Annotated in this window: 25 protein-coding genes; 20 read left to right on the plus strand and 5 right to left on the minus strand. The window is 67.2% G+C overall.

Annotated features, from left to right (window positions below; genetic code table 11):
• Positions 1 to 109: 109 nt before the first annotated feature.
• The gene (locus AOZ49_RS09530) at positions 110 to 1,423 is read right to left on the minus strand and encodes an MFS transporter (RefSeq protein WP_054474955.1); all 1,314 of its coding nucleotides are present in this window, start codon (positions 1,421 to 1,423) and stop codon (positions 110 to 112) included.
• Between the two features lie 133 nt (positions 1,424 to 1,556).
• Between AOZ49_RS09530 and argE the strand changes: the two genes are divergently transcribed.
• From argE to AOZ49_RS09560, 6 genes are all read left to right on the plus strand, one after another.
• Positions 1,557 to 2,708, plus strand: a complete 1,152-nt coding sequence (gene argE, locus AOZ49_RS09535; RefSeq protein WP_054429605.1) for an acetylornithine deacetylase — start codon at positions 1,557 to 1,559, stop codon at positions 2,706 to 2,708.
• A gap of 181 nt (positions 2,709 to 2,889) precedes the next feature.
• Complete coding sequence (gene trpB / locus AOZ49_RS09540; RefSeq protein ID WP_054429702.1) at positions 2,890 to 4,089, plus strand: tryptophan synthase subunit beta; 1,200 nt, start codon at positions 2,890 to 2,892, stop codon at positions 4,087 to 4,089.
• A gap of 1 nt (position 4,090) precedes the next feature.
• Positions 4,091 to 4,957, plus strand: coding sequence for a tryptophan synthase subunit alpha (gene trpA / locus AOZ49_RS09545; RefSeq protein ID WP_054429604.1), 867 nt, complete (start codon positions 4,091 to 4,093; stop codon positions 4,955 to 4,957).
• A gap of 37 nt (positions 4,958 to 4,994) precedes the next feature.
• Positions 4,995 to 5,873 carry an acetyl-CoA carboxylase, carboxyltransferase subunit beta gene (gene accD / locus AOZ49_RS09550; RefSeq protein WP_054429603.1) on the plus strand — a complete coding sequence of 293 codons (879 nt, stop codon included), beginning with the start codon at positions 4,995 to 4,997 and terminating at the stop codon, positions 5,871 to 5,873.
• Positions 5,874 to 6,136: 263 nt separating this feature from the next.
• A complete protein-coding gene (locus tag AOZ49_RS09555; RefSeq protein ID WP_054429602.1) occupies positions 6,137 to 6,685 on the plus strand; it encodes an acyloxyacyl hydrolase in 549 nt (182 codons plus the stop codon).
• 154 nt (positions 6,686 to 6,839) lie between these two features.
• A complete protein-coding gene (locus AOZ49_RS09560; protein WP_082380376.1) occupies positions 6,840 to 7,346 on the plus strand; it encodes a hypothetical protein in 507 nt (168 codons plus the stop codon).
• Between the two features lie 153 nt (positions 7,347 to 7,499).
• Here the strand turns inward: AOZ49_RS09560 and AOZ49_RS09565 are convergent, their stop codons facing one another.
• Entirely contained in the window at positions 7,500 to 10,589 is a 3,090-nt protein-coding gene (locus tag AOZ49_RS09565; protein WP_054474956.1) for an Rne/Rng family ribonuclease, read from the minus strand.
• Between the two features lie 508 nt (positions 10,590 to 11,097).
• On the opposite strand from AOZ49_RS09565, the gene AOZ49_RS09570 reads away from it, so the two are divergent.
• From AOZ49_RS09570 to msrQ, 4 genes are all read left to right on the plus strand, one after another.
• Positions 11,098 to 12,063 (plus strand): RluA family pseudouridine synthase, encoded by a 966-nt coding sequence (locus AOZ49_RS09570; RefSeq protein WP_100505113.1) that lies wholly within the window; start codon positions 11,098 to 11,100, stop codon positions 12,061 to 12,063.
• A 1-nt stretch (position 12,064) separates the two neighbouring features.
• Positions 12,065 to 12,727, plus strand: a complete 663-nt coding sequence (locus AOZ49_RS09575) for an HAD family hydrolase (RefSeq protein ID WP_054429600.1) — start codon at positions 12,065 to 12,067, stop codon at positions 12,725 to 12,727.
• A 163-nt stretch (positions 12,728 to 12,890) separates the two neighbouring features.
• On the plus strand, positions 12,891 to 13,859 hold the full coding sequence (msrP, locus tag AOZ49_RS09580) for a protein-methionine-sulfoxide reductase catalytic subunit MsrP (RefSeq protein ID WP_054474957.1): 969 nt from the start codon (positions 12,891 to 12,893) through the stop codon (positions 13,857 to 13,859).
• Positions 13,856 to 14,509 carry a protein-methionine-sulfoxide reductase heme-binding subunit MsrQ gene (msrQ, locus tag AOZ49_RS09585; protein WP_054474959.1) on the plus strand — a complete coding sequence of 218 codons (654 nt, stop codon included), beginning with the start codon at positions 13,856 to 13,858 and terminating at the stop codon, positions 14,507 to 14,509. Before msrP ends, msrQ begins: the two co-directional genes overlap by 4 nt.
• 18 nt (positions 14,510 to 14,527) lie before the next feature.
• Here msrQ and AOZ49_RS09590 read toward each other — a convergent pair whose 3' ends face one another.
• Genes AOZ49_RS09590 through AOZ49_RS09600 form a run of 3 tightly spaced genes read right to left on the minus strand, consistent with a single transcriptional unit; the run spans position 14,528 to position 16,625 of the window.
• Positions 14,528 to 15,319, minus strand: coding sequence for an N-acetylmuramoyl-L-alanine amidase (locus AOZ49_RS09590; RefSeq protein ID WP_369815783.1), 792 nt, complete (start codon positions 15,317 to 15,319; stop codon positions 14,528 to 14,530).
• Entirely contained in the window at positions 15,316 to 16,026 is a 711-nt protein-coding gene (locus tag AOZ49_RS09595; protein ID WP_054474964.1) for an SAM-dependent methyltransferase, read from the minus strand. The genes AOZ49_RS09590 and AOZ49_RS09595 overlap by 4 nt, the downstream gene beginning before the upstream one ends.
• The gene (locus AOZ49_RS09600; protein WP_054429595.1) at positions 16,023 to 16,625 is read right to left on the minus strand and encodes a Maf-like protein; all 603 of its coding nucleotides are present in this window, start codon (positions 16,623 to 16,625) and stop codon (positions 16,023 to 16,025) included. Before AOZ49_RS09600 ends, AOZ49_RS09595 begins: the two co-directional genes overlap by 4 nt.
• Before the next feature lie 123 nt (positions 16,626 to 16,748).
• Here AOZ49_RS09600 and AOZ49_RS09605 point away from each other — a divergent pair, with 123 nt between their 5' ends.
• The 10 genes from AOZ49_RS09605 to rpoE all read left to right on the plus strand — a co-directional run bounded on the left by AOZ49_RS09605 (position 16,749) and on the right by rpoE (position 24,516).
• Positions 16,749 to 17,426, plus strand: a complete 678-nt coding sequence (locus tag AOZ49_RS09605; RefSeq protein WP_231690288.1) for a YceD family protein — start codon at positions 16,749 to 16,751, stop codon at positions 17,424 to 17,426.
• A gap of 52 nt (positions 17,427 to 17,478) precedes the next feature.
• Positions 17,479 to 17,661 carry a 50S ribosomal protein L32 gene (gene rpmF, locus AOZ49_RS09610; RefSeq protein WP_006389284.1) on the plus strand — a complete coding sequence of 61 codons (183 nt, stop codon included), beginning with the start codon at positions 17,479 to 17,481 and terminating at the stop codon, positions 17,659 to 17,661.
• Positions 17,662 to 17,720: 59 nt separating this feature from the next.
• Positions 17,721 to 18,788, plus strand: a complete 1,068-nt coding sequence (plsX, locus tag AOZ49_RS09615; protein ID WP_054474966.1) for a phosphate acyltransferase PlsX — start codon at positions 17,721 to 17,723, stop codon at positions 18,786 to 18,788.
• Complete coding sequence (locus AOZ49_RS09620) at positions 18,788 to 19,774, plus strand: beta-ketoacyl-ACP synthase III (protein WP_035360074.1); 987 nt, start codon at positions 18,788 to 18,790, stop codon at positions 19,772 to 19,774. The genes plsX and AOZ49_RS09620 overlap by 1 nt, the downstream gene beginning before the upstream one ends.
• A gap of 91 nt (positions 19,775 to 19,865) precedes the next feature.
• Positions 19,866 to 20,801, plus strand: coding sequence for an ACP S-malonyltransferase (gene fabD, locus AOZ49_RS09625; protein WP_054474968.1), 936 nt, complete (start codon positions 19,866 to 19,868; stop codon positions 20,799 to 20,801).
• A gap of 4 nt (positions 20,802 to 20,805) precedes the next feature.
• Positions 20,806 to 21,558, plus strand: a complete 753-nt coding sequence (gene fabG / locus AOZ49_RS09630) for a 3-oxoacyl-ACP reductase FabG (protein ID WP_006393479.1) — start codon at positions 20,806 to 20,808, stop codon at positions 21,556 to 21,558.
• Between the two features lie 213 nt (positions 21,559 to 21,771).
• The gene (gene acpP, locus AOZ49_RS09635; protein ID WP_005012191.1) at positions 21,772 to 22,011 is read left to right on the plus strand and encodes an acyl carrier protein; all 240 of its coding nucleotides are present in this window, start codon (positions 21,772 to 21,774) and stop codon (positions 22,009 to 22,011) included.
• Positions 22,012 to 22,194: 183 nt separating this feature from the next.
• Positions 22,195 to 23,424 (plus strand): beta-ketoacyl-ACP synthase II, encoded by a 1,230-nt coding sequence (gene fabF, locus AOZ49_RS09640; protein ID WP_054474970.1) that lies wholly within the window; start codon positions 22,195 to 22,197, stop codon positions 23,422 to 23,424.
• Positions 23,425 to 23,461: 37 nt separating this feature from the next.
• On the plus strand, positions 23,462 to 23,920 hold the full coding sequence (locus tag AOZ49_RS09645; RefSeq protein ID WP_082380378.1) for a hypothetical protein: 459 nt from the start codon (positions 23,462 to 23,464) through the stop codon (positions 23,918 to 23,920).
• A complete protein-coding gene (gene rpoE / locus AOZ49_RS09650; protein WP_006389292.1) occupies positions 23,917 to 24,516 on the plus strand; it encodes an RNA polymerase sigma factor RpoE in 600 nt (199 codons plus the stop codon). The genes AOZ49_RS09645 and rpoE overlap by 4 nt, the downstream gene beginning before the upstream one ends.
• Positions 24,517 to 24,518: the final 2 nt, after the last annotated feature.

The following is a 24,518-nucleotide window of genomic DNA, read 5'->3' on the forward strand; positions in this document are numbered from 1 at the left end:
GAGGTCCCAAGGCAGGCCATCCGGGATGGAGCCCGGATGCAGGCCGCGCGGGACAGAATGCGGAAGCGGCTGCCCGGGCCATCGAGGCCCGGGCGCATCCCGGCGAAGCTCAGTGGTCCAGGTTCTCGTGAGCGCGTTCACGCATGAAGAACGACGCCACCAGGCCCAGCGCCACGCCGAACATCACGTAGTAGGCCGGCGCCATCGGCGAGCCGGTGGTCTTGATCAGCCAGGTCACGATGAACTGCGCGAAACCGCCGAAGATCATCACCGCCACGTTATAGGCCAGTGACAGCCCGACCGAGCGCACCCGCGCCGGGAACAGCTCCGCCATGACGGTGCTGAACACGCCGAAGAAGGCCGACACGAAGAAGCACACCACGATCTGCACGGTCAGCAGGCGGCCGATCGACGGCGCGTCCGACAGCCAGTGATACAGCGGGTACAGCACCAGCAGGTAGCCGATCAGCGAACCGATCACCAGCGGCCGACGGCCGACGCGGTCGGACCAGGCGCCCATGAACGGCGTCAGCAGCACCATCAGCGCCGCGCCCGCCATCTGCACCAGGAAGGTCTGGTTCAGCGGCAGCTTCAGGATCTGGGTCGAGTAGGTCACCAGGTAGGTGAAGGTGATGTAGATCGACACCGTCGCCGTCACCACCAGGCCCACGCCGATCAGGGTTTCGCGCGTGTGGGCGCGCACCATCTCGCCCAGGCTCAGGCGTTGCACCTCGCCGCGCGCGGCGGCCTGGCGCTCGTCTTCCTTCATCTGCTTGAAGGCGTCGGTTTCGTCGATGTTGCGGCGGATATAGATGGCGATCGGCACAATCACCAGGCCGAACGCGAACGGCAGGCGCCAGGCCCAGGCCGCGATCTGCTCCTGCGTGAAGAACTCGGTGATCAGGGTGCCGCAGGCCGCGCCCAGCAGCAGCGCCAGCATCTGCCCGGCCATCTGCCACGAGCCGTAGAAGCCGCGCCTGCCATTGGGGGCCATCTCGATCAGCAGGGCGGTCGAGGTGCCGAACTCGCCGCCGGCCGAGAAGCCCTGCAGCAGCCGCGCGATGAGGATGAAGATCGGGGCCAGGATGCCGGCCGCGTGATACGTCGGCGCCACGGTGATCAGGGCGATGGACACGGCCATCAGCGAGGTCACCAGCACCATCGCCGCCTTGCGGCCCTTCTTGTCGCCATACAGGCCCAGGATGATGCCGCCCACGGGGCGCATGAAGAACCCGACGCCGAAGATCGCGGTGGTCATCAGGATGGCGTTCAGCTCGCTGCCGGGAACGCTGGGATCGGTGGGGAAGAACAATTTCGAGATGACCGGCGTCATGAACGCGAACACCAGGAAGTCATACCATTCGAGGGCATTGCCAATGACTGCCGCCACGATGTTGCGCGTGGGAACTGCTTTGTGCTGCACGGATTCTCCTTTGGGGGTTTACGGCTGGAATGGCGTCATTCTAGGCCTGTGTCCGCCTCGGACGGCCACGCGACCGCGGGACGCGGACGCGTCCTGGCTTTACACTCCTTCTTTTCCCCGAGAGAGTTGCTACATGAACGCGCGCACCTGGCTGGAGACGCTGGTCGGTTTCGACACCACCAGCCGAAATTCCAATCTTGCCCTCATCGAGACCGTCCGTGACTGGCTCAAGGGCCAGGGCGTCGAGGCATGGCTGGCGCACAATCCCGAGCGCACCAAGGCCAATCTCTTCGCCACCCTGCCGGCGCAGGACGGCAACCAGCAGGGCGGCATCGTCCTGTCGGGCCATACCGACGTGGTGCCGGTCGACGGCCAGGACTGGAGCACCGACCCGTTCAAGCTGGTCGAGAAAGACGGCCTGCTGTACGGCCGCGGCAGCTGCGACATGAAGGGTTTCATCGCCGGCTCGCTGGCGCTGGTGCCGGAATTCCTGGCGATGCCGCGCAAGAAGCCGATCCACCTGGCGTTCTCCTACGACGAGGAAGTCGGCTGCGCCGGCGCGCCGTACATGCTGGCCGACCTGCACGACCGCGGCATCCGTCCCGAAGGCTGCGTGGTGGGCGAGCCCACCGGCATGCAGGTGGTGGTGGCGCACAAGGGCATCAACCTGTTCCGCTGCAAGGTGCACGGCAAGGCGGCGCACTCGTCGCTGACCCCGCGCGGCTGCAACGCCATCGAATACGCCGCCCGCCTGATCTGCCGCATCCGCGATCTGGCCGACAGCTTCAAGGCCAACGGCCCGTACGACCAGTTCTACGACGTGCCGTTCTCGACCATGACGACCAACCAGATCCGGGGCGGCATCGCGGTCAACACCATTCCCGAACTGTGCGAATTCACCTATGAATTCCGCAACCTGCCGGGCATGCAACCCGACCAGATCCAGGCAGAAGTCGAAAAATACGTGCGCGATGAGCTCCTGCCGCGCATGAAGGCCGAATTCGACGGCGCCAGCATCGAAATCGAGACCGGCGCCGCCGCGCCCGCCCTGGAGGCCTCCGAGGAAGCCGCCATCACCCAGCTGGTGCGCGCCCTGACCGAGGACCGCGCCACCCGCAAGGTCGCCTACGGCACCGAAGCCGGCCTGTTCCAGGGCATCGGCATCCCCACGGTGGTCTGCGGCCCCGGCCACATCGAACAGGCGCACAAGCCCGACGAATTCGTCGCGCTCGACCAGCTGGCCGCCTGCGAAACGTTCCTGCGCCGCATGGGCCAGTCGCTCTGAGGCGACCCGGCCAGGGTGACCGGCATGGGCGACCAGCCGGGCCGTCCGCCCGGGACACCCCGGGGGGCGCCCGGCCGGGTCGGGGGCGACCCCCGCCATGGCCGGCGTCAGGTAAAATGACGGGTTGCAAACCGGATTTGCGGCCGGCAGAGGTTGGCCGCGATACCGGGGGAGATGCTTGGTGAAACCTTACGATTTTCCGGATGCCCAGGGCCATTTCGGTCCTTATGGCGGTGTTTTCGTGGCGGAAACGCTGATGCACGCGCTCGACGAGCTGCGCGCCGCCTATGACCACTACCGTACCGATCCCGCCTTCCTGGAAGAGTTCAACTACGAACTCAAGCATTTCGTCGGCCGCCCCAGCCCGGTCTACCACGCCCGCCGCTGGTCGGAAATGCTGGGCGGCGCCCAGATCTGGTTCAAGCGCGAAGACCTGAACCACACCGGCGCGCACAAGGTCAACAACTGCATTGGCCAGGCCCTGCTGGCCAAGCGCATGGGCAAGCCGCGCGTCATCGCCGAGACCGGCGCCGGCCAGCACGGCGTGGCCACGGCCACGGTGGCCGCCCGCTACGGCATGGAATGCGTGGTCTACATGGGCAGCGAAGACGTCCGCCGCCAGGCCTCCAACGTCTACCGCATGAAGCTGCTGGGCGCCACTGTGGTGCCGGTCACGTCCGGTTCGCGCACCCTGAAGGATGCGCTCAACGAAGCCATGCGCGACTGGGTCACCAACATCGAGAACACCTTCTACATCATCGGCACGGTGGCGGGTCCCGACCCCTATCCGCGCATGGTGCGCGACTTCCAGACCGTCATCGGCAATGAATGCCTGACGCAGATGCCCGAGGCCATCGGCCGCCAGCCCGACTACGTCGTGGCCGCGGTCGGCGGCGGTTCCAACGCCATGGGCATCTTCCACCCCTACATTCCGTACGAGAACGTGCGCCTGATCGGCGTCGAAGCCGCCGGCGAGGGCATGGACAGCGGCAAGCATGCCGCGTCGCTGGCCGCCGGCCAGGTCGGCGTGCTGCACGGCAACCGTACCTACGTCATGCAGGATGCCGACGGCCAGGTCCAGGAAACGCACTCGGTCTCGGCCGGCCTGGACTACCCGGGCGTCGGCCCCGAGCACGCCTGGCTCAAGGATACCGGCCGCGCCGAATACGCCGGCATCACCGACGATGAAGCCCTCAAGGCCTTCCACGACTGCTGCCGCATCGAAGGCATCATGCCGGCGCTGGAATCCTCCCATGCCATCGCCCAGGCCGTGAAGATGGCCGCCACGCTGCCGCGCGACGCGGTCATCCTGGTCAATCTGTCGGGCCGTGGCGACAAGGACATGCATACCGTCGCCGAACGCGCTGGTATCGAACTCTGATATGACGACAACCCGCTCCGATCGCATCGCCGCCGCCTTTGCGCGCACCGCCGAATCCGGCCGCGCCGCGGCGCTGATCCCCTACATCGCGGCCGGCGATCCTTCGCCCGCCGCCACCGTTCCCCTGATGCACGCGCTGGTCGAGGCCGGCGCCGACGTCCTGGAACTGGGCGTGCCGTTCTCCGATCCCATGGCCGACGGCCCGGTGATCCAGCGCGCCGCCGACCGCGCCATCGCCCAGGGCGTGGGGCTGAGCCGCGTGCTCGACCTGGTCACCGAATTCCGCCAGCGCGACACGGCCACGCCGGTGGTGCTGATGGGCTACGCCAATCCCATCGAACGCATGGGCCAGGCTGAATTCGCCCGCCGTGCCGAAGCCGCCGGCGTCGACGGCGTCCTGGTGGTCGACTATCCGCCCGAAGAGGTGGTCGAGTTCGCCGAAACCCTCGGCCGCCACGGCATCGCCCCGATCTTCCTGCTGGCGCCGACCTCCACCGAGGACCGCATCCAGGCCGTGGCCAAGGTGGCCCGCGGTTATGTCTACTACGTGTCGCTCAAGGGCGTGACGGGCGCCGGCTCGCTCAACACCGACAACGTGGCCGAGCGCCTGGCCGTGATCCGCCGCCACGTGCGCGACATTCCGGTCGGCGTGGGCTTCGGCATCCGCGACGCCGACAGCGCGCAGCGCGTGGCCGCCGTGGCCGACGCGGTCGTCATCGGCAGCAAACTGATTGAAACCATGGAGCAGGCGGTGGCCAACGCCCCCGCCGCCCAGCAAACCGACGCCGCAGTCGCCGCCGCCAGCGGCTGGCTGCGCACCATCCGGCAGGCGCTGGACCAAGTAAAACGACAGAGCGCGTCGGCCTGAACGGCCTGGCGCGACCTCCTTACGGGATGAACAAACAATGAGCTGGATCGAAAAACTCCTGCCGCCTCGCATCAACAAGACCAGCGACAGCGGCGCCCGCCGCGTGCCGGAAGGCCTGTGGGTGAAATGCCCGTCGTGCGAAACGGTGCTGTACAGCGAAGATCTCGCGGCCAACCTGCACGTTTGCCCCAAGTGCGACCACCACATGCGCATCGGCGCCCGCGCTCGCATCGAGTCGCTGCTCGACCTCGAAGGCCGGGTCGAGATCGGCCAGTCCACGCGGTCGGTGGATACGCTGAAGTTCAAGGACACCCGCAAGTACCCCGAGCGCTTGGCCGAAGCCGTCAAGCAGACGGGCGAGACCGACGCGCTGGTGGTGGTCAGCGGTTCCATCCGCGGCGTGCCCGCCACGCTGGCGTGCTTTGAATTCGAGTTCATGGGCGGTTCCATGGGCTCGGTGGTCGGCGAGCGCTTCGCGCGCGGCGCCCAGGCCGCGCTCGACAACAAGACGCCCTTCATCTGCGTGGCCGCCTCGGGCGGCGCGCGCATGCAGGAAAGCCTGCTGTCGCTGATGCAGATGGCCAAGACCAACGCCATGCTGACGCGCCTGTCGGCGGCCGGCCTGCCGTTCATCAGCGTGCTGACCGATCCCACCATGGGCGGCGTGTCCGCCAGCTTCGCCTTCATGGGCGACGTGGTCATCGCCGAACCGAAGGCCCTGATCGGCTTTGCCGGTCCGCGCGTGATCGAACAGACCGTGCGCGAGAAGCTGCCCGAAGGCTTCCAGCGCGCCGAGTTCCTGCTGCAGAAGGGCGCCATCGACATGGTCGTGGACCGCCGTCAGCTGCGCGAGGAAATCGCCCGCCTGCTGGCGCTGCTGACCAATCAGCCGGCCGACGTCGTCACCGCCGCCTGATCGATCCGCCGCCTCCTGTCCGGGGCAGGCCCACCAGGACGCCGCCGCGCCATCGTGCCGGCGGCGTTTTCACGTGCGCGCGGGCAGGAGCATGACAACAACATTTCGTCCGCCGAGCGGAACAGTGTTTTCCATCGATTATGTTGCCTTATTGCGACATATTGCGAGCCTTCTGGCCCGGTTTTTGCTATGTTCTGTAGTACTCGATGTCACCTGTGATTTTTGCCGGGTGTTCGTGCCAACAAAATACGGAGTTGCTCCCAATGCAGTCGACCAAGAAGAAAATGCTCGTCCGCCTTGTCGGTCTGGCCCTGGCCTGTGGCGCTACCCTTGCCAGCGCGCAGTCGTCTCAAGGCACCCAGGGCGGCGTGAGCCTGCACTACGGTATCGGTGACCACTACCAGCGCCTGACGCTGAACTACGAAACCCCGTCGATCTGGACGTACCAATTCGGCGGCAACTGGGGCCGCCTCGACCTGACGCCGGAATTCGGCGCTTCGTACTGGTGGGCTGACGGCGATCGTTCGCCGAGCAGCGTCTGGCAACTGAACGCCATCCCGATGTTCCGCTGGTGGACCGGCGAGCGTTTCTACCTCGAAGCCGGTATCGGCGCCACCGTGTTCTCGCGCACCCGCTTCGCCGACGAGAACATCAGCACCGCCTTCCAGTTCGGCGACCACGTCGGCATGGGCTTCCTGCTGACGCCGAACAACCGCATCGGCGTGCGCTACTCGCACTTCTCCAACGCCAGCATCAAGCGCCCGAACCCGGGCCTGGACATGGTGCAGCTGACCTACACGTACCAGTTCTGATCGCTGCGCGATCCGGCCTGACAAACGAAAACCCTCGGCGACGAGGGTTTTTTTCGACCACGGTGCGCGCCATGCCCCGGCGATTCGCGGCGTATTTCCAGGCGGGGCATGCCGCCTTTCACCCATTGAGGGTTCGCGAACCGGAGTGATCACGATGACACAGCCCATGGCCGCTCGTCCAACGGCATCCTCGATACTCTATCAAGGCGAGCTCTTCGCCGACTATTTCCAGCTCTACCTGCACGATGAGGGGCATCCCGACCTGCCTGACGATTACACCGATGAGGTGTTGGCCCGCCGCCTCATGGTCGGGCCCTATGCCGTCGTCCTCCAGACAGCGCGCAATATGACCGTGCCGATCCGCGTTGAATGGCACGATCAGCGTCCCGCTCCCGATCTCGATGCCTACCAACACGTTGTCGAGGCCCGGTTCGATTGTCCCTCGGGTCAACTCGTGCTGGCCGGCTTGACGGATTACGCGCCCACCGCGCCGCGACTTCCCGTGACGGTGGGGCCGCTCGGCGTGCGTGCCAGTTTTTCCGGCCTCGACACGCTCGATGAAGATGGCCTGGAAGGAGATGACCGATACGTGATCCAGCTTTGGCCCGGGGCTGGAACCGAAGGTGTGCGCGTTCTGAAGACTTGGCCGGAAGCGCGATGAATGCGCGCTGCGCGAGCTGACCGCCGGCAACTGCCAGCGTTGCTCGCCGGCCCCCGAAGCAGAGGCGGTCGAGCAGGTTGTCGAACGTAGGTGCGTGATCTGAAAAAAAAAGCCCCCATCATTCGATGGGGGCTTTTGCTTGCGCGGCTTGCTTCAGTGGCGGGTTTCGACCTGAACCAGGGGTTCGTTCGAGACCTGCGCCACCGGCTTGCGCTCGCGGCCCAGGCGCACCGGCGTGTGCGCGGCGGCGATGCGCAGCTGCGTCTGCGCGTGGCGCTCAGGGTCGGTTTCCACCCACTGCAGACCGGCGGCGTTGACCACTTCGTGCAGGGCCTGGGCCTTGGCCGACGGAGCCGTTGCCGGCACCACGATGGGCTGGGCGCTGACCGGCGCGGCGGCCACGGGCGCGGCGACCGGCGCCGGAGCGGCAACCGGAGCCGGGGCAGCAACCGGAGCCGGGGCAGCAACCGGAGCCGGAGCGGCGACCGGTTCGGCCGGCGCGGCGGGGGGCGCCGTCACGATGGGCTCGACGACCGGTTCGGCCGTGGCGGCTTCCACCGGCGCCGTGGCGGGCACGGCGGGCTCGGAGACCTGGCTGGCGGGCTCGACGGCCACCGGCGCGGTCACTTCGGGCGCGGCGGCCTGCACGGGCTGCGGCTCGACCACGGGCTCGGCCGCCGGAGCGGGAGCCTGCTCGGCTTGAACCGGCGCGGCCTCGACCGGCTGGGTCGGGGCTTGCGCCTCGGCCGGGGCCGTTTCGGCTTGCGATGCCACCGGAGCGGCGGCCACCGGCGCGGGCGCGGCGGTCACGTCCGAGGCCGGCTCGCCGGCTTCGTCGTCGATGCCATCTTCCTGCTGCTCGTCGCTGCCAGCCAGGCCGGCTTCGTCCGGGCTGCGGCGGCCACGACGGCTGCGGCGGCGGCGGCGCTTGCGTTCCGGATCGGCGCCGGCTTCGGCGCCTTCCGCGGTAGGCACGCCATCGGCGGTCTGTTCGACGGCATCGGCCTGCTCGGCCGCGGCGTCGGCGGCGGGCAGCTTGGCTTCAGGCAGCGCTGTGGCGACCGTCTGGGCCAGTGCGGCCACCATGCTTTCCTGATCGCTCATCGGCGCGTCGGCCTGGCCTTCCTCGCGGCGGTTGCGGCCACGGCCGCGACGGCGGTTGCGGCCGGCGCCGGCGTCATCGCCAGCGGCTTCCGGGGCGATGTCGGGACGGTTCGAGGCTTGCGCGGCCTGCACGGCCTGATCGCGGTCGCCACGCTCGTTGCGGTTGTGGCGCTCGCCGCGTTCCTGGCGTTCACCGCGTTCGCCTTCGGGGCGACGGTTGCCGCGGATATGCGGACGGCCGCCTTCGCTGCCCTCGGCGCCTTCGGCGCGGGATTCACCGCGACGGTTGCGGTTGCGGTCGGAACCGTGGCGTTCGCCGCGGCGTTCCTGGCCGTCGTGGCCGCTGCGGCCCTTGCCGCGGGCCGGCGACGCGGCGCGCTTGGCGCCGGTCTCTTCCTGGGCGGCGGGCGCGGCCTTGGCGGGCTCGCTGTTGCCGGTCAGCCAGCCGAACAGGCGCTTGAGCAGGCCGGGGCCGCCCGATTGCGCCGGCGCGGCCGCGGGGGCGGGCGTCGGGGCAGGGGTCGACACGGGAGCCGGCTGCGAGGGCGTGATGCCCTTGACCAGCGCTTCCGGACGGGCCTTGATCTCGCTTTCGCGCGGCTGCCAGGGGGCGTCCGTGGCGGGCGCTTCGACCAGCTCGAAGCTGGTCTTCACTTCTTCCAGGCGCGGATCGTCGTGGCGCAGGCGCTCGATGTGGTGGTGCGGCGTTTCCAGGTGCTTGTTGGGGATCAGCACCAGGTTGACCTTCAGACGGGCTTCCATCTTGGTGATGTCGGCGCGCTTTTCGTTCAGCAGGTAGGTCGCCACGTCGACCGGCACCTGGGCGTGGACCGCCGCGGTGTTTTCCTTCATGGCTTCTTCCTGCAGCAGGCGCAGGACGTGCAGGGCGCTGGATTCGGCGTCGCGGATCACGCCGGTGCCGTTGCAGCGCGGGCAGGTGATGTGCGAGCCTTCGTTCAGGGCCGGACGCAGGCGCTGGCGCGACAGTTCCATCAGGCCGAAGCGCGAGATCTTGCCCATCTGGACGCGGGCGCGGTCGAAATGGAGGGCGTCACGCAGGCGCTGTTCGACGGCGCGCTGGTTCTTGCTGTCTTCCATGTCGATGAAGTCGATGACGATCAGGCCGCCCAGGTCGCGCAAGCGCAGCTGGCGGGCCACTTCGTCGGCGGCTTCCGAGTTGGTCCGCAGGGCGGTTTCCTCGATGTCGGCGCCGCGGGTCGAGCGGGCCGAGTTGACGTCCACGGACACCAGCGCTTCGGTGTGGTCGATGACGATGGCGCCGCCCGAGGGCAGCGTGACCGTGCGCGAGTAGGCCGTTTCGATCTGGTGTTCGATCTGGAAGCGCGAGAACAGCGGGATGTCGTCGCGGTAGCGCTTCACGCGCTGGACGTTGTCCGGCATCACCACGCTCATGAACGCGGTGGCCTGGTCTGCGATTTCGTCCGTGTCGATCAGGATTTCGCCGATCTCGGGCGAGAAGTAATCGCGGATGGCGCGGATGACCAGGCTCGATTCCAGATAGATCAGGATGGGCGCGGAGTTGTCGCGCGCGGCGCCGTCGATGGCGGTCCAGAGCTGCAACAGGTACGACAAGTCCCATTGCAGTTCTTCGACGTTGCGGCCGATGCCGGCGGTGCGGGCGATGATGCTCATGCCCTGGGGCAGCTCGAGCTGCTCCATCGTGTCGCGCAGTTCCTGGCGGTCCTCGCCCTCGACGCGGCGCGAAACGCCACCGCCACGGGGGTTGTTGGGCATCAGGACCAGGTAGCGGCCGGCCAGCGAGATGAACGTGGTCAGGGCGGCGCCCTTGTTGCCGCGCTCTTCCTTTTCAACCTGGACGATCAGTTCCTGGCCTTCGCGCAGGGCGTCCTGGATGCGGGCGGTGCGGACGTCGACGCCTTCCTTGAAGAAGCTGCGGGCCACTTCCTTGAAGGGAAGAAAGCCGTGGCGGTCTTCGCCGTAGTTGACGAAGCAGGCTTCGAGGCCGGGTTCGATCCGGGTGATGACACCTTTGTAGATGTTGCCTTTGCGTTGTTCGCGGCCGGCAGTCTCGATGTCGAGGTCGATGAGTTTTTGCCCATCGACGATAGCGACGCGTAATTCTTCCTGGTGCGTCGCATTGAACAGCATGCGCTTCATGAGAGGGTTTCTCCGTTGTCATGACGCGCCGATATCGGCGCGTGACCTCGGGCCACTCGGGTTGCGGCTGAAGCGGGCAAGAAGATGCGGACCGTACCTGGGCGGCGCCCAGGCGTATCCGCCGCGGGTCAGGCGGGCACGTCGTGCCGTGGGGCACGGGGTTCTTTCAGCAGGAGGGTCAGCTTCACTGAATGTGGTTTGACGGAAATGTGCTGTGAACGGCAGTTGCGGCCGGATTGGTTGCCGACGCGCAGCTGGTGCTTTAAATATGCGACGATTCTTGCAGTGCTTCAAGCCGCTTGCGGCAGGCAACGGACCTGCTGGGACAGCGGGCAAAATGAATGCCACACCACTATCCGGCAGGGCGCGGTTGCGCCGGCGACCAAATGACCCAGGGGTTGAATGAGCAGGCAGTACAATGGCGGCCCACGCGCTCGACGGAGTTGCGTACTTGAGTTGCATCTCTACGCCAGCGGCTGATTCAGCCCCTTAAGGCTGTCCCGATTATATGTCGCTTTCCGCAATGCGCAAAGAAACTTCCTCCCCTATGGCCACCCCCTCCGTCCGCATGGTGGAAGTGGGGGCCGAACACGCCGGCCAGCGCCTGGATAATTACCTGATGCGCCTGTGCAAGGGCGTCCCCAAAACCCACATCTACAAGGCCATCCGTGGCGGCGAGGTCCGGGTAAACAAGGGACGCATCTCGGTCGACTATCGGGTCGCGGAAGGCGATATGGTCCGCATTCCGCCGCTGCGCCTGCCCGACCCGGGCAAGCCCAAGCCGGTGCCGGCCGCCGAATTCCCGGTGGTGTTCGAGGATGACGCGATGCTGGTGGTGGATAAGCCCGCCGGCGTGGCGGTGCACGGCGGCAGCGGCGTGTCCTTCGGCGTGATCGAGCAACTGCGCGCCGCCCGTCCCGAGGCCAAGTTCCTGGAGCTGGTGCACCGGCTCGACCGCGAGACCTCCGGCCTGCTGATGGTCGCCAAGAAGCGCAGCGCGCTGCTGGCCCTGCACGCCATGCTGCGCGAGGGGCGCAGCGACAAGCACTATTACGCGCTGGTCGAGGGCGACTGGGTCAACGACCGCCAGCACATCAAGCTGTCGCTGTCGAAATGGACCACCCAGTCCGGCGAACGCCGCGTCAAGGTCGATCCCGACGGCCAGACCGCCCACACCATCATCACGCTCAAGCAGCGCTTCGGCCGCTACAGCCTGGTGGACGCGGAACTGCGCACCGGGCGCACCCACCAGATCCGCGTGCACCTGGCGGCCAGCGGCTTTCCCATCGTGGGTGACGACAAGTACGGCCACGACGAGGTCCGCGCCGAGTTCTCGCGCATGGGCTTTGGCCGCATGTTCCTGCATGCCCACCAATTGACCCTGAACCATCCGCTGACGGGCGAGCCGATGACGCTGACCGCCGAATTGCCGCCCGCCTGCCGGAAAATACTGAAACAACTGGAGTCGGTCTGATATGTCGTATTCGCTGGTCGTTTTTGACTGGGACGGAACCCTGATGGATTCCACGCACAGCATCGTGGCCGCCATCCAGGGCGCCTGTCGCGACCTGGAGCTGCCCGTGCCGTCGGCCTCCGACGCCAGCTGGGTGATCGGGCTGTCGCTGGAAAGCGCGCTGCGCCGCGCCGTGCCGCAGCTGACCCAGGCGATGCTGCCGCGCTTTCTCGAGCGCTACCGCACCCATTACCTGCTGCGCGACCCCGAACTGCGCCTGTTCGAGGGGGTCCCCGAGCTGCTGACGGCGCTGGCCGAGCGCGATGTGCGCCTGGCTGTCGCCACCGGCAAGAGCCGGGTCGGCCTGACCCGCGCCCTGGCCGCGACCGGCCTGGGCCCCATGTTCGACGCCACCCGCACCGCCGACGAGACCTTCAGCAAACCGCATCCGGCCATGCTGCACGAGTTGATGAGCGAGCTGGATGTCGATCCGGCCCGCGTGGTGATGGTGGGCGACACTTCCCACGACATGCAGATGGCCACCAACGCCGGCGTGCACGGCCTGGGCGTGACCTACGGCGCGCATACCCTGAAGGAACTTGAGGGTTGCGGCCCGCAGGCGGTGCTGGAAAGCGTGCCGCTGGTGCGCGAATGGCTGCTCAGCCGGGCCCTGGCCGCCGCCTGACGGCCGAGGCGTCGGTCCCGCCGGGAACGCCCGGCGGGTGGGGCGGTCTATTGCTGATCGCCGTCGGCCAGTCCGGCGGAATATCATGGGGTCGCGAAACGTCCACGGTTTGAGCGGGGCGGCAGCGACGCGAATCCACGCGCCGGCCCCCAGGAGAATCCCCATGTTGATACGCAGGCCCGATGACATCGTTCCGTCCGACATCACTACCGAGGCGGTCTGGCGCTCGCGCCGCGACCTGATCCTGCGCGCGGGCGTGGCGGCGGCGGGGCTGGGGCTGTCCGGCTGGGCGGCGCGCAGCGCCTTCGCCCAGGGCGCGGCTGCCGGCGGCCTGGCGGGCCAGCCCAACGCGGCATTCAGCGTCATGGACAAGCAGACGTCCTTCGCTGATATCACGTCCTACAACAACTACTACGAATTCGGCGTCGACAAGGGCGAGCCCGCGTCCAACGCCGGCAAGCTGCAGACCCGTCCGTGGACGGTCAGCGTCGAGGGCGAGGTCGGCAAGCCGCGCACCTTCGACATCGACGAGCTGCTCAAGCTGGCGCCCATGGAAGAGCGCGTGTACCGGCTGCGCTGCGTCGAGGGATGGTCCATGGTCATCCCGTGGGTCGGCTACTCGCTGTCGGCGCTGCTCAAGCAGGTCGAGCCCACCGGCAATGCCAAGTACGTGGAATTCGTGACCGCCGTGCAGCGCGAGAACATGCCGGGCGTGCGCGCCGCCATCCTCGACTGGCCCTATGTCGAGGGCCTGCGCATCGACGAGGCCATGCATCCGCTGGCCATGCTGGTGTTCGGCGTCTACGGCAAGGTGCTGCCCAACCAGAACGGCGCGCCGTTGCGGCTGGCCGTGCCCTGGAAGTACGGCTTCAAGTCGGGCAAGTCGCTGGTCAAGATCCGCCTGGTGGAAAAGCAGCCGGTGTCCTCGTGGGTCAAGGCCGCGCCGCAGGAATACGGCTTCTATGCCAACGTCAATCCGACCGTGCCGCATCCGCGCTGGAGCCAGGCGACCGAGCGCCGCATCGGCGAGGACGGCCTGTTCACGCCCAAGCGCAAGACCCTGATGTTCAACGGTTACGCCGATCAGGTCGCGTCGCTCTACCAGGGCATGGATCTGAAGGCCAACTATTGAAGCCGCCCGTGGCTGATGGCGCCGCCGTGGCCGCGCCGCGCAAGCCGCAGTGGTCGGCGCGCGCGGTGGGGCGCCTCAAGCCCTGGCTGTTCCTGTTGGGCCTGGCGCCGTTCGCGCGCTGGATCTGGCTGGGCTTCACCAATGGGCTGACCGCCAACCCGGTGGAATTCCTGACCCGCTCGTCGGGCACCTGGACGCTGGTATGCCTGCTTGTGACGCTGGCGATCACGCCGCTGCGGCGCCTGACCGGCCAGCCGGCCCTGGTGCGCCTGCGCCGCATGTGCGGCCTGTTCGCGTTCTTCTACGGCGCCATGCATTTCATGGCCTGGGTCTGGTGGGATCGCGGCTTCGATCCGGCGGCCATGCTGCAGGACATCGGCGAGCGGCCCTTCATTACCGTGGGGTTCGCCGCCTTCGTGCTGATGACGGCGCTGGCGGCCACCTCGACCCAATGGGCCATGCGCAAGCTGGGCAGGCGCTGGCAGCAGCTGCACCGCGCCATCTACCTGATCGGCCTGCTGGCGGTGCTGCACTACTGGTGGCACAAGGCCGGCAAGAACGACCTGTCGCAGCCGATCCTGTACGCCGCGGCGCTGGCGCTGCTGCTGGGCTGGCGGCTGGCCGCCTGGTGGCGCCGCCGCCCGGGTTGAGCGGCGCGCACCGTCCGGCTACAGCATGGCCAGCAGGATCGCCGCCGTCTCGGCGTCGGGCTGACCGTCGTGGAGGGCGGGGCGGTAGTGCATCTGGAAGGCCGCCAGCACATTGATGGTGGCGCGATCCAGTGTGCCGCTCTGCGGCGTGGTGTAGCCCAGCCGCTGCAACTGTTGCTGGAACCAGGCGACGTCGGGCGTGCCCTGCGCCTGCAGGCGCGCCAGGTGCGCGGCGGCGCCGGCTTCGTCGTACCAGCGGCCGATGCCGGCCGCGGCCAATTGCTTCCAGGGGAACAGCGGGCCCGGATCGACCTTGCGCTGGGGCGCGATGTCGCTGTGGCCCACCACGTTCTCGGGCGTGATGCCGTTGCGCTGGATGATGTCGCGCAACAGGATGGTCAGGGCGCGGATCTGGCGGTCGCCGTAGGCATGCCATTGCGGCTTGCCGTCGGTGCCGTCGGTCCACCCCGGGTTGACGATCTCGATGCCGATCGAGGTGCTGTTCATGGCGTTCAGGCCGTACCAGGCGCTTTCGCCGGCGTGCCAGGCGGCGCGGGTTTCATCGACCAGCCGGTGGGCGCGCCCGGAGGTATCGATCAGGTAGTGGGCGCTGACCTTGCCCTGCGACAGCAGCTTCATCGATACGGCGTCGTCGGTCGAGGTGTAGTGCACCACGACGAAACGCACCCGGCTGCTCTGGCTGGCCGCGGTGACCGAGGTGTCCAGGTTCAGGCCGGCGGGGCCGCGCTGGGCGCAACCGGCCAGGGCCGCGAGGGCCAGGAATACGGCGGCAATTCGGATCATGGTCAGCGCGCCAGGTACAGGAACAGGGTGGGCATCTTGTCCAGCTGCGGGGCGGGCTGCTTTTTCCAGTCGGCGATGGTGCGCGTGGCGATCCATTCGTCGGCGGTGGTCAGCGCGCGGGCCACGCACAGCTTGGTGTCGCCCTTCAGGCTGGCCAGCAGCGTCGCGAACATGGCGGCGTTGCGGTAGGGGGTTTCGATCAGCAGTTGCGTCTGGTTGTGCCGGGCGGAGTGCTGTTCCCAGGCCTTGAGCTGTTTGGCGCGCTCGCTGGCGTCCACGGGGGCGTAGCCGTGGAAGGCGAAGCGCTGGCCGTCCAGGCCGCTGGCCATCAGGCCCAGCAGGATGGAGGAGGGGCCGACCCAGGGCTTGACGGTGATGCCCAGCCGGTGGGCGGCGTCCACCACCTTGGCGCCAGGGTCGGCGACCGCCGGGCAGCCGGCTTCGGACACCAGGCCGATGTCGGCGCCGCGGCGCACCGGCTCGAGCCAGGCGCCGATCTCGGCGGCGTCGGTCTTGTCGCTGAGCGTGTGGATGGTGATTTCCTGCAGCGGCCGGGTGGTGCCCACCAGCTTGAGGAAGGCGCGCGCCGTCTTGGCGTTCTCGGCGATGTAGGTGTCCAGGCTGCCGGCCCGGGCGCGCGCGTCGGCGGGCAGCCAGCTTTCCAGGGCGGCCTCGCCCAGCCCCACGGGGATCAGGTGCAGCGAGCCGCTCATGCGGGCGCTCCCGGCGCCGCCAGCGGGTCGAGCCCGAACCCGGCCAGCATGGTGGTCAGGGCGATTAGCGGCAGGCCGATGATGGCGGTCGGATCGTCGCTCTGGATGCTTTCCATCAGGGCGATGCCCAGGCTTTCCGCCTTGGCGCTGCCTGCGGTATCGTAGGGTTCCTCTGCGCGCAGATAGGCGTCGATGGCCTGGTCGGACAGGCGCCGGAAGCGGCAGCGCGTGACGATGTCGGCTTTTTCCACCCGTTGACCGTCCGTGACCGCCAACGCGCTGTGAAATTCCACCATCTGCCCGGAAAGTGCCCGCAATTGCGCCTGGGCGCGCGAAAAGTCGCCAGGCTTGCCGATGGGTTGGCCGTCCACGGTCGCCACCTGATCCGAGCCGATCACGATGCTGCCCGGATGCGCGGACGCCACCACCATGGCCTTGGCGACCGACAGGCGCAGCGCCAGCGCTTCGGGGGATTCGCCCGGTTGTGGCGTTTCGTCCACATCCGGCGAAATGGCGGTAAAGGGCAGGCGCAGGCGGCTGAGCAGTTCTTTGCGGTAGCGCGAGCTGGAAGCGAGGATCAGGCTGGGTTGTGAGGGCATGCGATATTTGACGCTGGGACGTAAGTCACAGTATTATCTAACGTTTTGCGGCATTTTTGCAGGGCAGCATGACTTTTGGGCGGGGCGCAACCCCGGCGCGAGTCATCGGTTTGGCGCCCTGGGATGGCCGCGAATGCACGGGATGAGCAGGTTGTGCGCGATGCGCATGCCCGGCGGTCTTGTGCGAAAGGACAGAACATCAAGCCCATCGACGCATTCGCATTCGCCCATTCGGGCAAGGAAGCGCAAGGCACCATACCTCTTGTGCGGTTGACGCGCGCGGTTGACGGACTTCCCGAGCAACCGGCGGGTGAGGCCGGCCTCGTGACGTGGTCCGTGCGCGGCGAGATGGGCAAGGCCGGGTTGCTGCAAGGTCAGCCGCTCCTGCACATTCATGTGCGGGCGAATCCGGTCGTGGTGTGCCAGCGGTGCAATGAGCCGTTCGCCTATCCGGTGGACAGCGAGGTCCTGCTGCAACTGGTCAAGTCCGAAGCCGACCTCGACGACGGCTTTGCCTCCGGCGGTCACGCCGCGGGTTTCGACGACGAGGATGAGGACGGCGAGGAAGCAGGAAACGCAGGAAAAGGTTTTGTGTCCAACCAGCCTGAAAAGGTGGTGGGTTCGCATCATTTCGATCTGTTGGCCCAGATCGAAGATGAGCTCATTCTGAGCGTTCCGTATGTGCCCAAGCATGATGTATGCCCGGGCGCGCAGGCCAAGGACAGCGAAGCTCCCCAAGAGCCCGTTGTCAAGCGTCCGTCGCCGTTTGCGGTGCTGGAACAACTGAAGCACAAAGATTGAGATCAACATCGGGCCGCATCGCGTACAATGCGCCCCGTTTCTAGGAGTCATCATGGCTGTTCAACAAAACAAGAAGTCCCCGTCCAAGCGCGGTATGCACCGCTCGCACGATTTTCTGGTGAATCCGTCGACGGCTATCGAACCGACCACGGGCGAAACGCACCTGCGTCACCACATCAGCCCCAACGGCTTCTACCGTGGCCGCAAGGTCCTGAAGACCAAGGCCGACGAATAAGGCCCCCGGGCCGAACTCGTACTCGGACCAATTCGGCTGAGCGCTGATACCTGGCACCCGTGATACGCATCGCCATAGACTGTATGGGCGGAGACTTCGGTCTGCCCGTCACGATTCCGGCTGCGATCGAGTTCGCCCGGCAATTTCCGGACATCCGGCTATTGCTGGTCGGGCTTCCCGACGCCATCGAAGCGGCGCTCTCCGAGCACCGCGGCGTCGAGCGTGATCGCTTCGAGATCGTGGCGGCTTCCGAAGTCGTCACCATGGACGACCCGGTCGAGGTCGCCCTGCGCCGCAAAAAAGACTCCTCCATGCGCCTGGCCGCCCAGTCCGTCAAGGACGGGAATGCCGACGCCTGCATTTCCGCCGGCAACACCGGCGCGTGGATGGCCATTTCACGCTATGTGCTCAAGACGCTGGACGGCATTGACCGGCCGGCGATCGCCACGTCCATTCCGAACCAGACGGGCCGCGCCACCACGGTGCTGGACCTGGGCGCGAATGTGGACTGCACGGCCGAGCACCTGCTGCAATTCGCCATCATGGGCGCCGCGCTGTCGCAGGCGGTGGACCATCGCGACAACCCCACCGTGGGCTTGCTCAACATCGGCGAAGAAGTCATCAAGGGCAACGAGGTCGTCAAGGAAGCCGCCGAGCTTCTGCGCGCCAGTCCCCTGAACTTCTACGGCAACGTGGAAGGCAATGACATTTTCAAGGGTACGGTCGACGTCGTCGTCTGCGACGGTTTCGTCGGCAACGTCGTGCTCAAGTCCGTGGAAGGCCTGGCCAAGATGTTGTCCAGCGTCATCCGCGAAGAGTTCAAACGCAACCTGATCACGCTGCTGGCCGGCGCCGTGGCCAAGCCGGTGCTGAACCGCTTGCGCAATCGCGTCGACAACCGCCGCTACAACGGCGCGGCGTTGCTGGGCCTGCGTGGCGTGGTCATCAAGAGCCACGGCTCGGCTGATGTCTACGCCTTCGGGTTCGCGCTGCAACGGGCGCGCGAAGCCGTCGTGAGTAAACTGCTGGAGCGCACCGCACAGACGGTCGCGCAGCTCAACCAGCGCGTCCAGTCTGCCTCGGGTGCTCCGGCGCTCGAGCCGGGCGCGGCTGGAGACACCGCTTGATGGATACCGCAATGAAATATTCCGTGATCGCGGGCACCGGCAGCTTCCTGCCGGAACGTGTGGTTTCGAATGACGCCCTGGCCGCGGAGCTGGCGACGCGCGATATCGCCACCTCCGACGAGTGGATCGTCGAGCGCACGGGCATCCGCCAGCGCCACCTCGCCGAACGCGGCGTCACCACCAGCCAGCTGGCGACCGAGGCCTCGCGCCGCGCGCTGGCCGATGCGGGTGTCGATGCCTCCGAGGTTGACCTGATCGTGCTGGCTACGTCCACGCCCGATTTCGTGTTTCCCAGCACCGCCTGCCTGGTGCAGGCCAACCTGGGCGCCAAGGGGTCTGCCGCCTTCGACGTGCAGGCCGTGTGCAGCGGCTTCGTCTATGCCCTGACCACCGCCGACAGCTTCATCCGCGCCGGCCGCGCGCGTTGCGCCCTGGTGATCGGCGCCGAAGTGTTCTCGCGCATCCTCGACTGGAACGACCGCAGCACCTGCGTGCTGTTCGGCGACGGCGCCGGCGCGGTGGTGCTCAAGGCCTCCGACAAGCCCGGCATCCTGGCCGCCCAGCTGCATGCCGACGGCAGCCAGATGAAGATCCTCAGCGCCGCGGGCAACGTGGCCTATGGCGACGTCACCGGCGATCCGTTCCTGCGCATGGACGGCCAGGCGGTGTTCAAGCAGGCCGTCACGGTGCTGGACCGCTCCGCCCGCGACACCTGCGCCGAAGCCGGCGTCGACATCAGTGAAGTCGATTGGCTGGTGCCGCATCAGGCCAACGTCCGCATCCTGAATTTCCTGGCGCGCAAGCTTGCCGTGCCGGTCGAGAAGGTTGTCATCACCGTCGACAGCCATGCCAATACCTCCGCTGCCAGCGTGCCGCTGGCGCTTGACGCCGCGCGCCGCGATGGCCGCGTCAAGCCGGGCCAGCTCGTGCTGATGCAGGGCGTGGGCGGCGGATTCACCTGGGGTTCGGTACTGGCCCGCATGTAAGGGCGTGTCCGGCCGGGACGCGGATTGCCGCGCCCGCCCGGATGCCGCGTCCGACATTCCACAGACTCAGAATCACTCCACACGGTCGAACATGAAAATCGCTTTTGTCTTTCCTGGCCAGGGTTCGCAGGCCGTCGGCATGCTGGATGCCTGGGCCGGCGTCGCCGCCGTGACCGATACCGTGGCGCGCGCCTCGCAGGCGCTGGGCCAGGACCTGGGCGCGCTGATCGCGCAGGGCCCCATCGAACAGCTCAACCTGACCACCAACACCCAGCCCGCCATGCTGACGGCCGGCGTCGCGTTCTTCGCGGCCTGGCGCGCGGCGGGTGGCCGCAATCCCGACGTCGTCGCCGGCCACAGCCTGGGCGAATACGCCGCGCTGACGGCCGCCGGCTCGTTGGCGCTGGAAGACGCCGTGCGCCTGGTGCGCGTGCGCGCCGACGCCATGCAGGCCGCGGTGCCTGTCGGCACGGGCGCCATGGCCGCCATTCTCGGCCTGGACGATGATGCCGTGCGCGCCGCGTGTGCCGGGGCAGCCCAGGGCGAAGTGGTCGAAGCCGTCAACTTCAACGCGCCGGCGCAGGTCGTGATCGCCGGCCACAAGGGCGCCGTCGAACGTGCCTGCGAACTGGCCAAGGCCGCGGGCGCCAAGCGCGCGCTGCTGCTGCCGGTGTCCGCGCCGTTCCACTCCAGCCTGCTCAAGCCCGCCGCCGACGTGCTGGCGGGCGCGCTGGCCGCGGTCAACGTGGCGGCGCCGCAGATCCCGGTCATCAACAACGTCGATGTCGCCTCGCCGACGGAACCCGGGGCAATCCGGGATGCGCTGGTGCGCCAGGCATGGTATCCTGTGCGTTGGGTCGAGACGCTGCGCGCCATGAAAGCGCAGGGCGTGACCCACGTCATCGAGTGCGGGCCGGGCAAGGTGCTGGCCGGCCTGACCAAACGCATCGACCCCGAGCTCACCGGCCTGGCCATCACGGATCCGGCCTCGCTTGAGGCCGCGCTGGCCGCGGTCAACGGAAATTAAGACCATGGAAAACACCTCGATCGAACTGCAGGGCAAGATCGCCCTGGTCACCGGCGCGACGCGCGGCATCGGCCGCGCCATCGCCCAGGAACTGGCCGCGCGCGGCGCGGTGGTCGTCGGCACCGCCACCTCCGAATCGGGCGCCGCCGCCATCACCGAGGCGCTGGCGCCGTTCGGCGGCCGCGGCGTGGTGCTGGACGTGACCAACGCCGAGGCCTGCGACGCGCTCATCGACGCGCTCGGCAAGGAAGGCGGCGGTCCGCACATCCTCGTCAATAATGCCGGCATCACCCGCGATACGCTGGCAATGCGCATGAAAGACGACGATTGGTCCGCGGTCATCGACACCAACCTGGCGTCGGTCTTCCGCCTGTCGCGCGCCGTGTTGCGCAACATGATGAAGGCCCGTTGGGGACGCATCATCAACGTCACCTCCGTGGTGGGTTCCAGCGGCAATGCCGGCCAGGCCAACTACGCCGCCGCCAAGGCCGGCGTCGCCGGTATGTCGCGCGCCCTGGCGCGCGAGCTGGGCAGCCGCAACATCACCGTCAATTGCGTCGCGCCGGGCTTCATCGACACCGACATGACGCGCGCGCTGGGCGAGAACCAGACCGCCGCGCTGCTGCAGCAGATTCCGCTGGGCCGGCTGGGTTCGCCCACGGACATCGCCCATGCGGTGGCCTTTTTGTCCGGGCCGCAGGCGGGTTACATTACCGGCACCACCCTGCACGTCAACGGCGGGATGTACATGCAATAAGTCACGAAACGCGCGGGCGGCCCAGGCCGCCGCGCCGGCGCCGCACAACCGGCACGGCAACGCGCGGTTCATCCGGAAACGCCGCACACCGGTTTTCCTGCGCCCGGCGGGCGACAGATCAAAGTGCGCGGTGTTATTTTTGTCACGGCCTGGCGTTTGCAGTACTCTGCGCTTGGCTATAATTCGCGGGATTTTTCCCATTTGGAGATCTGCATGGAAAGCATCGAACAGCGCGTCAAGAAGATCGTCGCTGAACAACTTGGCGTGAACGAAGCCGAGATCAAGAACGAATCCTCCTTCCTTGACGACCTCGGTGCCGATTCGCTCGACATGGTCGAACTGGTCATGGCGCTCGAAGACGAATTCGAGACCGAGATCCCCGACGAAGAGGCCGAAAAGATCACGACCGTGCAACAAGCGATTGATTACATCAATTCGAACGGTAAGCAGTAAGCTCAGCCTATATCCTTCCGGTTGCCCCATGTCCGGGGCCAGCCGGGAACCGGGGCGGTTTCAGGAATTTGCCGTGTGGTCCACGCGCGGGAAGGGCATTGATGCCCGACCCGCTATTGCGTGTTCCGCACGCGCAGTGCATCCCGAAAGCCGCCTTTCTTTTGTCTGTTTGAGGAGTCATCCGTGAAGCGACGTGTCGTCATCACTGGCCTTGGTATCGTTTCGCCCGTTGGCAACGACCTGACCACCGCTTGGGACAATATCGTCAACGGACGTTCTGGCATCAGCCGTATCTCCCGTTTCGATCCCTCGGCCATCACCACGCACATTGCCGGCGAAGTCAAAGACTTCGACATCAGCACCTATATCTCGAGCAAAGAAGCCCGCCAGATGGATACCTTCATCCATTACGGCCTGGCCGCCGGGATGCAGGCCTGGCGCGATTGCGGCCTGGAAGTCACCGAAGCCAACGCCGAACGCATCGGCGTGATCGTCGGCTCGGGCATCGGCGGTCTGCCGCGCATCGAGGAAACCCAGGTCGAATACATGGCCAAGGGTCCGCGCCGGATCTCGCCGTTCTTCGTGCCGGGTTCGCTGATCAACCTGATCTCCGGCCACCTGTCCATCGCCTTTGGCATGAAGGGCCCCAGCTACGCCGTCGTGTCGGCCTGCACCACGGGCCTGCACAGCATTGGTGACGCTGCCCGCCTGATCGAGTACGGCGATGCCGACGTCATGCTGGCCGGTGGCGCCGAGTCGACCGTATCGCCGCTGGGCATCGGCGGCTTTGCCGCGATGCGCGCGCTGTCGACCCGCAACGATGATCCTCAGACGGCTTCGCGTCCCTGGGACCGCGACCGCGACGGCTTCGTGCTGGGCGAGGGCGCCGGCGTGCTGGTGCTGGAAGAATACGAACACGCCAAGAAGCGCGGCGCGCGCATCTATGGCGAGTTCGCCGGCTACGGCATGAGCTCCGACGCGCATCACATCGCGGCTCCCGACAAGGACGGCCCGCGCCGCGGCATTCTCAACGCGCTGCGCAACGGCGGCCTGAACCTGGAAGACGTCCAGTACGTCAACGCGCACGGCACCTCGACGCCCCTGGGCGACAAGAACGAGAGCGACGCGCTGAAGCTGGCGTTCGGCGACCACGCCAAGAAGCTGGTGGTGAATTCGACCAAGTCGATGACCGGCCACCTGCTGGGCGCGGCCGGCGGCATCGAGGCGGTGTTCACGACCCTGGCGGTCTACAACCAGGTTTCGCCTCCGACCATCAACATCTTCAACCAGGATCCGGAATGCGACCTGGACTACTGCGCCAACGAGGCGCGGCAGATGAAGATCGACGTCGGCCTGTCCAACTCGTTCGGCTTCGGCGGCACCAACGGCTCGATGGCCGTTCGCCGGGTCTGATTTGGAAGGCCCGGGCCAGGGGCGCTGGACGTTTCGCGTGCCCGTTCTGCGGCCGCGCGGCGTGACGGCGTTGCCCGGCCTGGGGCTGGCCGCCGCCGCGGCCAGCCTTCTCACCGCCGCCTCGTGGCACGGCACGGCCTGGACGGCCGGCGCCGCGCTGATGTCATCGGCGTTGGCGGCGGGGCTGTTACACTTGACCCGTCGCAGCCTGTCCCCGGTATCGGCCCTGCGCACGGCGGCCGGTGGCGGCCGCTGGCAGGTGCGCCTGCCGAGCGGTTGGCGGGACGCGTCGCTGGTGCAACAGCGTCGCGGACCGGCGTGGCTTTCGCTCACCCTGCAGCCCTTGCCCTCCGGGAGTATGGCCTTTAACGACCACCATGTAACTTTCACCGTCTGGCAACCGACGTTGCGACCCGACGACTGGCGGCGCCTGTGCCTGCTGGCCGGCGCGGCGCGGCAGACGCCCCGGACGGTCCGCCTGCGGGAGGCCTCATGAGCGAGCGCGAAGTCGACGCTGAGCTTGTCGCGCGCGTCCAGCGGGGCGACAAGAAGGCCTTTGACCTGCTGGTGCTCAAGTACCAGCGCAAGATCCTCCGTCTGCTGGCCCGCATGATCCGCGATCCCGCCGAGATCGAGGACGTGGCCCAGGAAGCGTTCATCAAGGCCTACCGGGCCTTGCCCCAGTTCCGGGGGGAGAGCGCGTTCTACACCTGGTTGTATCGTATCGCCATCAATACGGCCCGAAATTGGCTCGCGTCCCAGGGACGGCGGCCGAGCGCGCCCAATGCGATAGAAACGGAAGACGGTGAAACTTTTAACGAAACCGACAACCTAACCGATATAAGCACGCCGGAGTCCATGGTGGCCAGCCGCGAGATCGCCGAAACGGTGAACGCGGCCATCGAGGAATTGCCCGAGGAATTGCGCACCGCAATCGTCCTGCGTGAAATCGAAGGTATGAGTTACGAAGACATCGCCCAGAGCATGGACTGCCCCATTGGTACGGTGCGCTCCCGCATTTTCCGTGCGCGAGAAGCCATTGCGACCAAGTTGCGCCCATTGCTTGGCACCGATGCCGAGCGTCGCTGGTAAGG

It is taken from the genome of Achromobacter sp. 2789STDY5608615, assembly GCF_001298995.1.
Classification (GTDB): domain Bacteria; phylum Pseudomonadota; class Gammaproteobacteria; order Burkholderiales; family Burkholderiaceae_B; genus Achromobacter; species Achromobacter insuavis.